This window comes from Endothiovibrio diazotrophicus (assembly GCF_054657215.1).
On record NZ_BAAHXB010000008.1, the window covers coordinates 50,888 to 64,008 of the forward strand.

Genomic DNA, 13,121 nt, shown 5'->3' on the forward strand with positions numbered 1-13,121 from the left:
CCCCGCCTAGAATCGGCCCCTCCGTCCGAAACAAGAATCAAGGTGTTAGTCCCCGATGGAAACCGGCCCGCGCGAGATCGTCACCCCCTTCCGACCCATCCCCCTGGAGGTCCCGGAGGGGATGAAGCCCAACGAGTTCTTCAACTCCACCGAGAACCTCGACGACCTGGTCCACAACAACGGCCTGCTGGTCAACCCCGAGAACCTGCTGCTCTACCGCAAGGCGCTGGGCCACTCCAACGAGTTCGACACCTCGATCATCTACAACACCTCCAAGGTGATCCTCGACCCGCTCGGCCGCCCGGTGCGCCGCACCCAGGTCCCCGAGAAGACCAGGCGGGTGTGGAACCGGATGAACCAGATCCTCATCGAGTACATGCTCGAGCGCTATCCCGACCCCGCCGAGCACCTGGTGCTCGCCGGCGAGGCGAGCCTGGACGCCACCTGGCCGCTCACCTCCCCCGGCGTGCCGAGCATCCGCATGCTGCACAACCACTTCATCGTCTTCCCGATGGCGCAGCTACGCAGCGCGGCACTGGCCGACCCGGCCAACCCCAACCTCACCGACGGCGGCCAGCACAGCCTGTTTCAGGCCAACATGCGCGACGTATACAAGGAGTTCTTCGACAAGGCGCTGGAGCTGCGCATCCTCAAGCCGCTGCACACCGAGGAGTCGATGGTGCGCCTCACCGGCTACCCCCAGGGTCTCCCCTGCTGGGAGATCCAGGGCGGCGTGGAGTCCCTCAAGGAGGTCCGTTTCTGGAAAGAATACGACCTGATCCTGAAGGGCTTCATCGACTTCTACCGCACCTTCTTCACCCAGGTCTCGACGCGCAATGCCGAGCCGCCCAAGGAGGTCCACTTCCCGGTGCAGGTGGAGGAGGTGCTGCTCTTCGACAACGACTTCCTGAAGACCGCCAAGATGGTCCGCGACCGCTGCATCAAGGACGCCGCCTACGCCAACGCGATCCGCTGGCAGCCCGCCTTCAAGCAGCTGATCTACCGCAACGACGACGGCAAGCTGATCGTCACCATCAGCCAGAACTCCATCGGCAACGCGATCACCGAACTGCTCGGCGTGGTGGTCAAGCGCGTCCCCGACGCCGACGGCTACGGCCGGGCGGAGCCGGCGCTGATCGAACGGCTGCTGGAGGTGCGCCGCCGGCTGATCGACGCCGACCTCGGCGACGGCATCGAGACCGCCCACTGGGGCGCCTCCTGAATCAGTCCCTCCCCCCTTCTTGCTCGCCGACAACCGACGTCGAAAGCCTCTGTGATCTTCCTGGTTACCCCAGTCAAATTGACCCCTCGAAGACGCTGCGCTAAGGTGCGCGGATTCGAGCGATAGCGGGGTCGACGACCCGCCCGGAGAGGTGTTTGTGGCGACCAAGAAGAGTGAACCGAAGAGCGAATTCCCCGATTTCGAGAGTGCGCTGGACGAGCTGGAGCAGTTGGTCGAGCGGATGGAGAAGGGAGAGCTCACCCTGGAGGAGTCGCTGAAGGACTTCGAACGCGGCATCGAACTGACCCGCGGCTGCCACCAGGCCCTCAAGGAGGCCGAGCAGAAGGTACAGATGCTCTCCGAGAAGGGGGGGCAACAGACCCTCATCCCGTTCGACGACGAGACGGAAGAGGACTGACCCGCCCATGCTGCGTGAACGAATGAAGCGCTACCAGGCGCGCTGTGAAGAGGCCCTGGAGGCGAGACTGCCCACCCCCGGCACCCTCCCCGCCCGCCTCCACGACGCGATGCGCTACGCCACCCTCGGCGGCGGCAAGCGGATCCGCCCGGTGCTGGTCTACGCCGCCGGCGAGATGCTCGGCGCCCCCCTCGACACCCTCGACGGCCCGGCCTGCGCGCTGGAACTGATCCACGCCTACTCGCTGATCCACGACGACCTGCCGGCGATGGACGACGACGACCTGCGGCGCAACAAGCCCACCGTGCACAAGGCCTTCGACGAGGCCACCGCGATCCTCGCCGGCGATGCCCTGCAGACCCACGCCTTCTACCTGCTGGCCCACGACCCGACCCTCACCGCACCGGCGGAGGCGCGGCTGCGGATGGTCGAGGCGCTGGCGCTGGCCGCCGGCTCCCGCGGCATGTGCGGCGGACAAGCGCTGGACCTCGCCGCCACCGGCCAGCGGCTCGACGTCGTCGAACTGGAGGACATGCACATCCACAAGACCGGCGCCCTGATCCGCGCCGCGGTCACCCTCGGCGCCCTGACCGCGCCGCACGCCCCGGAGGAGACCGTCGCGCGCCTCGACCACTACGCCAAGTGCATCGGACTCGCCTTCCAGATCCGCGACGACATCCTCGACGTGGAGGGCGAGACCTCGCTGCTCGGCAAGCCCGCCGGTTCCGACCAGGCCCATGACAAGGCCACCTACCCGGCCCTGCTCGGCCTCCAGGGGGCCAAGGATCGCGCCCTCGAACTGCACCGCGAAGCCGAGGCAAGCCTCGCCGCCATCGACGGCGATACCGCGTTCCTGCTCCAACTCTCGGAGTTCATCGTCGAGCGGATGAGCTGAAGAAGACGTCAGGCGTAGGGTGGATAAGCGACCGCGCATCCACCGACACGAAGGCAGCGGCGATTCAGCGCTGACCGCTCCCCCACCCCTCTCGTTTCCACGCTCCGCGTGGAAACGCCCCACGCAAGACGCTCCGCGTCGTGCCGAACGAAGGCAGCGAAGCCGCAGCGCACCCCCGTAGGACGCAGAGCGTCAAGATGCCGGGTTGCGACGCGGAGCGTCGTAACCGGAACATCCCCGGGGACGCAGGGCGCCCAACCCGCCGCCTGAAGCCCGACGCCTCCTACGGTTGAATCCCCCCGCCCCCCTCCTCATAATATCTCCCCTTTTTCGCCCGAGCGCCGCTCCCCCTTTCCATGACCCTCCCGCCGCTCCTGGCCTCCATCGACTCGCCCGCCGACCTGCGCGCGCTCCCCGAGTCGCGCCTGCCGTCGCTCGCCGGTGAACTGCGCCAGTTCCTGATCCAGACGGTGAGCCGTACCGGCGGTCACCTGGCCGCCAGCCTCGGCACGGTGGAGCTGACCCTCGCCCTGCACTACGTCTTCGACACCCCCGAGGACCGCCTGGTGTGGGACGTCGGCCACCAGGCCTACGGCCACAAGATCCTCACCGGCCGCCGCGATGCGATGCCCACCCTGCGTCGCAAGGGCGGCGTCACCGGCTTCCCGAAACGCTCCGAGAGCCCCTACGACACCTTCGGCGTCGGCCACTCCTCCACCTCGGTGAGCGCGGCGCTGGGCATGGCCATCGCCGCCCGCCGCGAGGGGCGCGGCCGGCGGGTGGTGGCAGTGATCGGCGACGGCGCGATGGGCGCCGGCGAGGCCTTCGAGGGGATGAACCACGCCGGCGACCTCGACGCCGACCTGCTGGTGGTGCTCAACGACAACCGGATGTCGATCTCGCCCAACGTCGGCGGCCTCAACAACTACCTCGCACGAATGCTCACCGGCCCCTTTTACACCTCGGTGCGCGAAGGCGGCAAACGGGTGCTCAGCCACATGCCCTCGCCGGTGATGGAGCTGGCCCGCCGCGCCGAGGAGCACGTCAAGGGGATGGTCGCCCCCGGCACCCTGTTCGAGGAGCTGGGCTTCAACTACATCGGCCCGGTGGACGGCCACGACCTGCCCACCCTGCTCGCCACCCTGCGCAACCTGCGCCACATGAAGGGCCCGCGCATCCTCCACGTGGTCACCCACAAGGGGCGCGGCTTCGCCCCGGCGGAGGAGAATCCCTGCGGCTACCACGGCGTCGGCACCTTCGACCCGGAGACCGGCGAACCCACCGCCAGCGGCGCCAAAGGCCCCACTTACACCAGGATCTTCGGCGACTGGCTGTGCGACATGGCGGCGGCCGACCCGCGACTGATCGGCATCACCCCGGCGATGTGCGAGGGTTCCGGCCTGCAGCGCTTCGCCAAGGAGTACCCCGAGCGCTACTTCGACACCGGCATTGCCGAGCAGCATGCGGTGACCCTCGCCGCCGGCCTGGCCTGCGAGGGCCAGAAACCGGTGGTGGCGATCTACTCCACCTTCCTCCAGCGCGGCTATGATCAGCTGATCCACGATGTCGCCCTGCAGAGGCTGCCGGTGCTCTTCGCCATCGACCGCGCCGGCATCGTCGGCCCCGATGGTCCGACCCACGCCGGCGCCTTCGACCTCAGCTTCCTGCGCTGCATCCCCGAACTGCTGATCATGGCCCCGGCCGACGAGGCGGAGTGCCGGCGCATGCTCACCACCGGCTTCCTTCACGACGGCGCGGCGGCGGTCCGCTACCCCCGCGGCGGCGGCCCCGGCGTGCCACTGGAGCCGGGCCCGGGGACCGATCTGGAACCGCTGCCCATCGGCCGGGGCGAACTGCGCCGCCGGGGTTCGAAGATCGCCCTGCTCGCCTTCGGCAGCCTGCTCGCCCCCGCCCTCGAAGCGGCGGAGGTGCTCGACGCCAGCGTCGCCAACATGCGCTTCGTCGCCCCCCTCGACGAAGCGCTGATCCTCCAACTGGCCGCCGACCACGAACTGCTGGTGACCGTCGAGGAGAACGCCGTGGCCGGCGGCGCCGGCAGCGGCGTGCTGGAGCTGCTGGCGGAACGCGGCCTCACCGCCCCGCTGCTCCAACTCGGCCTGCCCCACCGCTTCACCGGCCAGGGCAGCCGCGAAGAGCTGCTCGCCGAGTACGGCCTCGACGCCGCCGGCATCACCTCCGCGGTACGCCGCCGGCTGGATGACAGCACCGCCTCCGATGCGCTAAAATCCGAGTAATTCAATCGGAAATACCCCGATCGGAACCACCAGAGAATCCATCCGTGAGCCGCTACACCCTCAAAGTCATCACCGGCTTCGCCGCCGCACACACCCTGCGCGACTACCCCGGCGACTGCCGCCGCATGCACGGCCACAATTGGAAGGTGGAGGTGGAGGTAGTGGCGCACGAGCTCGACGCCCTCGGCATGGGGGTCGACTTCAAAACCATCAAACGCGAGGCGAAGGCCCAGGCCGACCTGCTCGACCACCGCTATCTCAACGAGATCGAGCCCTTCGACCGCCTCAACCCGACCGCCGAAAACCTCGCCGCCTGGTTCCACCGAGGCATCTCCGAGCGCATCAACGACGAGCGTGTGCGCGTCAGTGCCGTCACCCTGTGGGAGACCGAAACGGCCTGCGTACGCTACACAGAGGAAGACTGAAGCATGACCGACCAGACCGACGCCCCCTGCAACGTGGGCATTGCCGACGTACAGGCCAGCGCCGACACCCGCCACATCGCGATCAACAAGGTGGGGATCAAGGACATCCGCCATCCGGTGCGGGTGAAGGACCGCTCCCAGGGTGAGCAGCACACCATCGCCAACTTCAACATGTACGTGAACCTGCCCCACAACTTCAAGGGCACGCACATGTCGCGTTTCGTCGACATCCTCAACCGCCACGAGCGGGAGATCAGCGTCGAATCGTTCAAGGTGATGCTGGCGGAGATGACCGATCTGCTCGAGGCCGACTCCGGTCATATCGAGATGACCTTCCCCTACTTCGTCAACAAGAAGGCCCCGGTCTCCGGCGTCGAGAGCCTGATGGACTACGAGGTGACCCTGATCGGCGAGATCAACCGCGGCGCGGTCAACGTCAACATCAAGGTGGTGGTGCCGGTGACCAGCCTCTGCCCGTGCTCGAAGAAGATCTCCGACCGCGGCGCCCACAACCAGCGCTCGCACGTCACGGTGAATGCGCGGACCCGCGACTTCGTGTGGATCGAGGAGCTGATCGACCTGGTCGAGGAGGAGGCCTCCTGCCAGCTCTACGGGCTACTCAAGCGGCCCGACGAGAAGTTCGTCACCGAGCACGCCTACGACAACCCGAAGTTCGTGGAGGACATGGTGCGCGACGTGGCGGCGCGGCTGAACGCGGATGATCGGATCGCGGCATATGTGTTGGAGTCGGAGAACTTTGAGTCTATTCACAATCATTCGGCGTATGCGTTGATCGAGAGGGATAAGGAGACGACGGGGTAAACCACCCCGCCTGGAACTCCTCACGCTGGGCGTGGGGCCGGTGGCGCAGCCGCTCCACCGTCTCCCGTACCCGCCCCTCGCACAGCGGCCCGTACCCCTGGAACCGGGCCAGATCGTGCGAGCGCGGTCGACCCTTACGGCCAGGACGGCCGACTCATCCAAAGCCCGGCAGGCACCCGGCTCACTCGCCGGGCACGGCCCCCGCCGTCGCGAACTCCACGCCGTCCGCCGCCGGCAGCGTGAACCAGAGCCGGCTGCCCTCGCCGAGGCGGCTCTCCACCCCGATGGTGCCGCCGTTCTTCTCCACGAACTCCTTGCACAGCAGCAGCCCCAGGCCCGAGCCGACCTCGCCGTCGGTGCCGCGGGAGGTGTGGATTCGCCCCTCGATGGCGAACATCCGCGCCATCGCCTCCGTGCTCATGCCGACCCCGGTGTCGGCCACTTCCAGCCGCAGCTCGCCGCCGTCGGCCGTCGCCGTGACCGCGATCGCCCCGCCGCGGGGGGTGAACTTGGCGGCATTGCTCACCAGGTTGCGCAGCACCGTGGTGGCCATCGCCCGGTCGGCGTAGGCACGCAGTTCGCACGCCGGGTCGAGCCCCTGGAAACGCAACCCCTTCTGGTCGAGCTGGGCCTGCAGCAGGGTACGGCACTCCTCCACCGCCGCGGCGACGGGGAAGACCGTCGGGCGCGCCTCGATGGCGCCGCTGGGGCTGCGTGACCAGCTCAACAGCTCCTCCAGCAAGGCGAAGCTCTTGCGGGTGGTCTGGCGGATGGCCAGGAACAGCTCGCGCTCCAGCACCGCCCCCTCCTCCACCAACTCGCCGAAGACCGTAGTCAGCCAGCCGATCGGGCCGCGCAGATCGTGGGCGATGATCGAATAGAGCTTGTCCTTGGCCTCGTTGGCGGCGAGCAGCTCGCGGGTGCGCCGCTTGACGTTCCCCTCCAGCTCGAGGGCGTGGCGCTGCTCCTCGGCGAGCAGCGCCTGCTGGCTCTCCAGCAGTTGGCGGCGGAAATAGTTCATGCGGTCCGCCAGCGCCACCGCGAAGAACAGGAAGCTCGTCGCCAGCAGCCCCTCGGCGAGACGGAACAGGTCGAGGGCCGGCGAGTGGCCGAAGAGCAGCAGGGAGTTGAGCAGCAGGGCGGCGATCCACAACAGCACGGCGAAGAGCAGGAAGCGGGTCTCGCGAAACCCCTGCCGGTGGAGCCGCAGGGCGACCACCACCGCCGCCCCCAGGTAGAGCAGCCAGGCGATGCCCATCAGGCGATGGGCGACGCCGATGCCGATGAACGGGAGGGCCGCGCCGGTCAGCAACAGCGCCCAGACCAGCCAGCAACCGAAGCGGCGGAACGCGGGGGCGCGGCTGGCCGCCTCGAGGAATTCGGCGACGAAGCGGATCAACAGCATCAGGCTGACCATGCGGGTGAGCGCCACCGAATAGCTGCCCCAGAGGGGGCTGTCGGGCCACAGGTACTGCCCACCGAGCCCCTCCACCGCCACCACCGAGAACAGATTGACCGTCGCCGCGGCGGCGAACCAGAAGTAGAAGTGCTGGCGCGCCACCCACGCCAGCATCACGGTGAAGAGGACGATGAACAGGTGGATGCCGATCAGCGCGCTGCCGATCCGCGTCCTGCTCACCTGCTCGGCGTAATAGGCCTGGGGTTGCCACAGGGAGAGGTCGAGCAGCAGCAGTTGGGAGGAGCGGACGCGGAAGGTGAGAAGGTAGCGGCCCGCCTGGTCGAAGGCGAGCGGCAGCACCAGATCGGGGGCGGCCACCGGGCGTTGCGCGAAGGGCTGCAGGGAGCTGGCGGAGGCGCTGGCGAGGGTGCCATCGGGGCGCTCCAGGTAGGCCTCCAGCCGCTGGGTGAACCACGGCTGCTGCAGATACAGCGTCCCCAGCGGCCGCGGCACCTCCAGCTCGACGCGGAACCAGTGGTCGCGGCGGTCGAAACCGACATAGAGCCCGGCATCGGTCGCCTGCGGCAGCGGGGCGAAGGTCTGCCGCGCGGCCTCGGCGTAGTCGAGCGGGTGCTCCGAGACCCGCCCGACGAGCGCCGCGCCGAAGGTCCAGCGACCGGCGGTGCCATCGAGCACCACCGCGCCGCCCGCCGCCGGCGCGGGCCCGGCCAGGGTGAGGAGCAGGAGGATGAACGGTAGGGAGAGGCGAGCCATGGGGACGGGGCGTTACCGGATTGCAGTGGAGGGGGCGGTGTCGAACGGTCGGGGGGACCGACACGACTCGTGTAGGCACGGCACGCCCTCCATCGTACCACCGTATCCGTGGCGCCCGCCGTCGATGCCGGACTCGCCACTCCTGAAGCCGTCCTTCACCCGGGCGCATCCGGCCTGGGGCATTTCACCGGTTGAAGTGCTTGAAAGCTCGTACCGGGCGCCGCTGCCACACCCATTGAATAATCCTATCTTATTGATATTTATTGAATATTCATCTCTGGCGTGCAAGTTGCCCTAATCCGACGTCTTTCGGTCGCCATTCGCGAAAAGCACAACGTATGATTCAGGGAGTCCCCATGAGAAGTCCGCTGCCCAATCAGCGCAAAATTCTGCTTGCCACATTGATCTCCACCCTCGTTCACGGGGTCGCCCACGCCGAAGAGCCCGCGCTTGAAGTCATCGTCGTCACCGCTCCGCCGGGGACCGACGACCGGCCGCTGGCGGCCACGCTCGTCGACGAACAATCCCTGCGCGCACTGACGTCGGCCACCAGCGACACCGCGAGCCTGATCAGGGAGGTGCCGGGCGTCAGCCTCTACGGCGCCGGCGGGGTCTCCAGCCTGCCGGCCATCCACGGCCTTGCCGACGACCGCCTGCGGGTGACGGTCGACGGCATGGATCTGATCGCCTCCTGCCCCAACCACATGAACCCCGCGCTCTCCTACGTCGATCCGAGCCAGATCGAAAGTCTCAAGGTCTATGCCGGCATCACGCCGGTCAGCGTCGGCGGCGACAGCATCGGCGGCACGATCGCCGCCGAGACGCGCGAACCGGAGTTCGCCCGCCCCGGCGAGGGGACCCTGACCAAGGGCGAGCTCGGTCTCTTCTACCGGAGCAACGGCAACGCCCGTGGCGGCAACGTGGCGGCTACCCTGGCCAACGACCGGTTCAGCCTCTCCTACCGCGGAGCGAGCGCCAAATCGGACAACTACGACGCCGGCGGCGACTTCAAGAACTTCACCGCAACCGGTCGTCCGGGCCACGCCCTGGACCCCTCAGAGGTCGGCTCCACCGCCTACGAGACACGCAACCACCTGCTCGACTTCGCCGTGCGCGGCGGCAACCACCTGATCGACCTGACCCTGGGCTTTCAGGACGTGCCCGAGCAGCTCTACCCGAACCAGCGCATGGACATGCTCGACAACGAGGAGAAGCGGGCCAACCTGCGCTACCACGGCCAGTTCGACTGGGGCAACCTCGAAGCGCGCGCCTACCACGAGAAGATCGACCACTTCATGGACTTCGGGCCGGACAAGCAGCTCATCTACGGGACCCTGCCCGACCTGAACAACCCGGCCATCCTCTACACCGTGGCCGGCATGCCGATGTACACCGGGAGCACCACCAACGGCCTGTCGCTGCAGGGCGAGATCGACCTGAGCGAGCGGGACCTGCTGCGCGTCGGCGGCATGCTGCAGACCTATCGCCTCGACGACTGGTGGCCGCCCGCCCCCGACTGCGGCGTGGGCAACTGCATCGGCGGCATGGCGCCGTTGACCCTGTGGAACATCAACGACGGCCAGCGCGACCGCAAGGCCCTCTATGCGGAGTGGGAGGCCAAATGGAATCCGCGGTGGACCTCGCTGCTCGGCCTGCGCGTGGAGGGGGTCACCACCGATGCCGGGCCGGTCAGCGGCTACACCGACATGACCCTCCCCGGGGCCACCAACCTGACCCGCATGGGGATGCCCTTCGGGCTGATGTACGCGAGCAGCTCGGTGGCGGCGATGCCCGCGGGGCGCGACGCCTTCAACGCCCTGGATCGCGAGCGCTCCGACACCAATTGGGACTTCACGGCGCTCTCCTCCTACCGCTCCAGCGACACCTTCGACCTGCAGTTCGGCGTCGCGCGCAAGACCCGCTCGCCCAACCTGTACGAGCGCTACAGCTGGTCGACCAACAGCATGGCCATGGTCATGAACAACTTCGTCGGCGACGGCAACGGCTACGTCGGCAATCCCGACCTCGACCCGGAGGTGGCCCACACCCTCAGCGTCAGCGGCGACTGGCACAGCGCCGATCGCGAATACCGCCTGGCGGTCACCCCCTACTACACCCACGTCGACGACTACATCGACGCCCGGCGCACCTATCCCGGCTCCGCCACGACCAACGTGAGCGCCACCGACAGTTTCGTCCGCCTGCAGTACGTCAACCAGCAGGCGCGTCTCTACGGCGTCGACGTCTCCGGCAGAATGCCGCTGGCCAAGACCTCGATGGGCGCCTTCGGCCTGCGGGGCGTGCTCAGCTACGTCAACGGCCGCAACACCGACACCGACGACGGCCTCTACAACATCATGCCGCTCAACACCCGGTTGACCCTGACCCATCACATCGGCGCCTGGGACAACGCGCTCGAGCTCGCCCTGGTGGGCGCCAAGGACGACGTCTCGGATCTGCGCGACGAGATCAAGACCCCCGGTTACGGGCTGGTCAACCTGCGCGGCAGCTACTCCTGGAAGCGGGCACGCCTGGACTTCGGGGTCGAGAACCTGCTCGACAAGTCCTACTCGTTGCCGACCGGCGGCGCCTATGTCGGCCAGGGCATGACCATGTCGATCCTGGGGACGCCCTGGGGGATCGCCGTCCCCGGCCCGGGCCGCTCGCTCTACGCCGGGGTCACCTTCGAGTTCTGACGTTTCAAGGCGAGGGCGCTCGGCGCCCTCTGCCGGCCCCTTCCGACGATCCCGCCGAGCGCAGCGAGGTCTCCTCGGCGGCTTCGCGGCGGGCCGCCGTCTCCAGGGTCTCGCCGACGCCGACGAGGCCGCCGGGGAGCGCCCAGCCGTGGGGCGGATTGCGTCACTCGATCAGGACGATGGGGCGATCGGGACGGTCGTCCAACTCGATCACGATGTCGACGGTGAGCAGTGGGGTGACCGGCCTCACGCCCCGCCTCCTGCGACGGGGGGAGCAGCGTTGCCGTCACCGCCAGCGCCACCGCCGCGGATCGACTCGACGCTCTTGCGCCGCAGCTCGGCGATGTGCTGATCGCGCAGCTGGGTCCAGTAGCGCGCCTTGTCGCGGCGCTCGGTGAGGTCCACCGAGTCGTTCTTCACCATGCGGATCTTCTCGTCGTAGAAGGAGATGATGTCCTCGATCTGGTTGATCCGGTTGACCTCCTCGCCGATCCGCGCGAGTCGTTCCGGCGGCAGCAGTTGGGCGGTGACGAACTTCTGCTTCAGCGCGTTGTAGAGCGCCAGGAACTTGGTGTGTGACTTGCCCCGCAGGCGGGTCGGGGTCAGCTCCTCGATCCGCTTGAGGAAGATGTCGAGGTGGGACTCCAGGGAGAACTCGTTGATCTTGTGCTGGCGATCCAGTTCGAGGCGGCGGGTGCGCTCGCGTTCCAGCTTGCGCTCCTCCTCGACCATCGCCATGTTCTCGAACTGGTTCATCAGACGGGAGATTTCCTGCAGCATCGCATCCACCTCGGCGCGGAATCGACTGTAAAAGCTGACGCCGAGGCTGTAGCCGGCGTCGCGAAAGAAGGGGTAGCGGAGCACCCGGAGGCGCCGCTCGGCGATCTCCAGGGACTCCTTGAGGGGTTCCATATGGGGATGGATGTCGTGTTTGGTCTTGGTGGCCTGGAGAATCCCCACCAGATTGGTCTGCACCCCGAGCAGCGACTTGTAGGCCAGCTCGATGCCGTTGCGCAGGGAGAGGAACGCCGCCTCCTGCTCGACCACCGCCTTGTTGCCCTCCGCCCAGAGGATCGGGCGCAGCTTCCAGAGCACCTCGCCCTCGCCGCCCAGGGCGTCGTTGAGCTCCTTGAGCAGCCCCATGACCAGCACCCGCCGGCCAAGAAAGCGCATGATCTGATGGATCAGGTGGACGTTGAGGGCGCCGAGGACGAGGATCACGAAGAGGCGGAAGAAGTCGTTGAGATTCTCCAGCCCCAGTTCCGTGAAGTCGATATTGAACAGGTTGTCGATGTAGCTGAGGCCGAGGAAGACCAGGAAGCCGACCAGCGCCAGCACCGCAATCCCCATCTGGGCGAAGACCGCCACCTCGCCCCACATCTGGCGACTGTATTTTTCCGCCAGATCGGCACTGACCTGGGGCTCCTTGGCACGATCGACCACGCCCCGGCCGAGATCGGCACGAGCCTGCGCGTCCGCCTCCTCGGGGGCGTCCGGCTGTTCGACGACTGCGGGGGGTGAGGCCATCGTTACCTGTTCGTGTTCAGCGGGTGATGTCCGGGAGGCCCATCGATGGGCACCGACCTAACGTACCATCGGCCGAATCAGGAAGAAGTTTAAGATGGCCTTTTAACTAATTGGTTGCCAATGAATTATGAGCAAGGGCGGGAATCCCGCCCCGGGGTGGCGCCGGCTCAGCCGCCATTACGGACGACCAATTGGATCAGTGCCTCGATCTTGCCGGCGCTCAGCTCCAGCTCGGGATTGTCGATCCGTTCGCGATGGAGCAACCGCACCACGCCGGAGAACGTGGCGTCGTCCACCTCGTTGCCGAGCTCCCTGCACAGACGATGGACCACCGCGGAGATGCGGTAGACCGCATCCTGGTCGGTGGTCACCCGGTAGATGGCGCCGGGTTCCATCTGCAGGTCGGAGGACTTGCGCGCCCCGCGACCGTAGAGCATCCACTCCATCGACAACCCCTTGGCTTGACAGTAGCCCTCAAGGTGAAGCCAGGGAACGCTCTTGCGCGACTTCCAGGCGGCGACATTGCGGGGATTCACCCCCAACGGCCCCGCCACGTCTACCTCGTTGCTCAGTCCCTCCAGCTCGCAGATGCGCTGGATGACACCCCGCAACAGATCCCTTTCGTAATCCGATCCTGCCATTTCTTATCCACTCCTCCCACTCAATCCCTTCGGCAACCCACATATCC

The 13,121-nt window shown here is 67.3% G+C and carries 10 protein-coding genes and 1 pseudogene; 7 read left to right on the forward strand and 4 right to left on the reverse strand.

All coding sequences use genetic code 11. The annotated features are described in order from the left end of the window. The first annotated feature begins 55 nt into the window (after positions 1-55). The 6 genes from ACYQ2W_RS03880 (at position 56) to folE2 (ending at position 6,037) form a co-directional block, all read left to right on the forward strand. Entirely contained in the window at positions 56-1,222 is a 1,167-nt protein-coding gene (locus ACYQ2W_RS03880) for a hypothetical protein (protein WP_459863413.1), read from the forward strand. A gap of 157 nt (positions 1,223-1,379) precedes the next feature. Then, positions 1,380-1,640 carry an exodeoxyribonuclease VII small subunit gene (locus ACYQ2W_RS03885; protein WP_459863415.1) on the forward strand — a complete coding sequence of 87 codons (261 nt, stop codon included), beginning with the start codon at positions 1,380-1,382 and terminating at the stop codon, positions 1,638-1,640. Between the two features lie 7 nt (positions 1,641-1,647). Further along, complete coding sequence (ispA, locus tag ACYQ2W_RS03890) at positions 1,648-2,535, forward strand: (2E,6E)-farnesyl diphosphate synthase (RefSeq protein ID WP_459863417.1); 888 nt, start codon at positions 1,648-1,650, stop codon at positions 2,533-2,535. Between the two features lie 356 nt (positions 2,536-2,891). After that, positions 2,892-4,790 (forward strand): 1-deoxy-D-xylulose-5-phosphate synthase, encoded by a 1,899-nt coding sequence (gene dxs, locus ACYQ2W_RS03895; RefSeq protein WP_459863419.1) that lies wholly within the window; start codon positions 2,892-2,894, stop codon positions 4,788-4,790. 44 nt (positions 4,791-4,834) lie between these two features. Further along, positions 4,835-5,215, forward strand: coding sequence for a 6-carboxytetrahydropterin synthase QueD (gene queD, locus ACYQ2W_RS03900; RefSeq protein WP_459863421.1), 381 nt, complete (start codon positions 4,835-4,837; stop codon positions 5,213-5,215). A 3-nt stretch (positions 5,216-5,218) separates the two neighbouring features. Continuing rightward, on the forward strand, positions 5,219-6,037 hold the full coding sequence (folE2, locus tag ACYQ2W_RS03905; protein ID WP_459863423.1) for a GTP cyclohydrolase FolE2: 819 nt from the start codon (positions 5,219-5,221) through the stop codon (positions 6,035-6,037). Between the two features lie 181 nt (positions 6,038-6,218). On the opposite strand, the gene ACYQ2W_RS03910 is transcribed toward folE2, so the two are convergent. Next, positions 6,219-8,210, reverse strand: coding sequence for a sensor histidine kinase (locus tag ACYQ2W_RS03910; protein WP_459863426.1), 1,992 nt, complete (start codon positions 8,208-8,210; stop codon positions 6,219-6,221). A 356-nt stretch (positions 8,211-8,566) separates the two neighbouring features. Between ACYQ2W_RS03910 and ACYQ2W_RS03915 the strand changes: the two genes are divergently transcribed. After that, complete coding sequence (locus ACYQ2W_RS03915; protein ID WP_459863428.1) at positions 8,567-10,906, forward strand: TonB-dependent receptor; 2,340 nt, start codon at positions 8,567-8,569, stop codon at positions 10,904-10,906. A gap of 61 nt (positions 10,907-10,967) precedes the next feature. On the opposite strand, the pseudogene ACYQ2W_RS03920 reads toward ACYQ2W_RS03915, so the two are convergent. The 3 genes and pseudogenes from ACYQ2W_RS03920 to ACYQ2W_RS03930 all read right to left on the reverse strand — a co-directional run. Next, a pseudogene (locus ACYQ2W_RS03920) lies at positions 10,968-11,138 on the reverse strand (NUDIX domain-containing protein); the annotation flags it as partial. A 14-nt stretch (positions 11,139-11,152) separates the two neighbouring features. Continuing rightward, the gene (locus ACYQ2W_RS03925; protein WP_459863430.1) at positions 11,153-12,433 is read right to left on the reverse strand and encodes a hypothetical protein; all 1,281 of its coding nucleotides are present in this window, start codon (positions 12,431-12,433) and stop codon (positions 11,153-11,155) included. Between the two features lie 167 nt (positions 12,434-12,600). After that, a complete protein-coding gene (locus ACYQ2W_RS03930) occupies positions 12,601-13,074 on the reverse strand; it encodes a helix-turn-helix domain-containing protein (RefSeq protein WP_459863432.1) in 474 nt (157 codons plus the stop codon). Positions 13,075-13,121 lie beyond the last annotated feature (47 nt).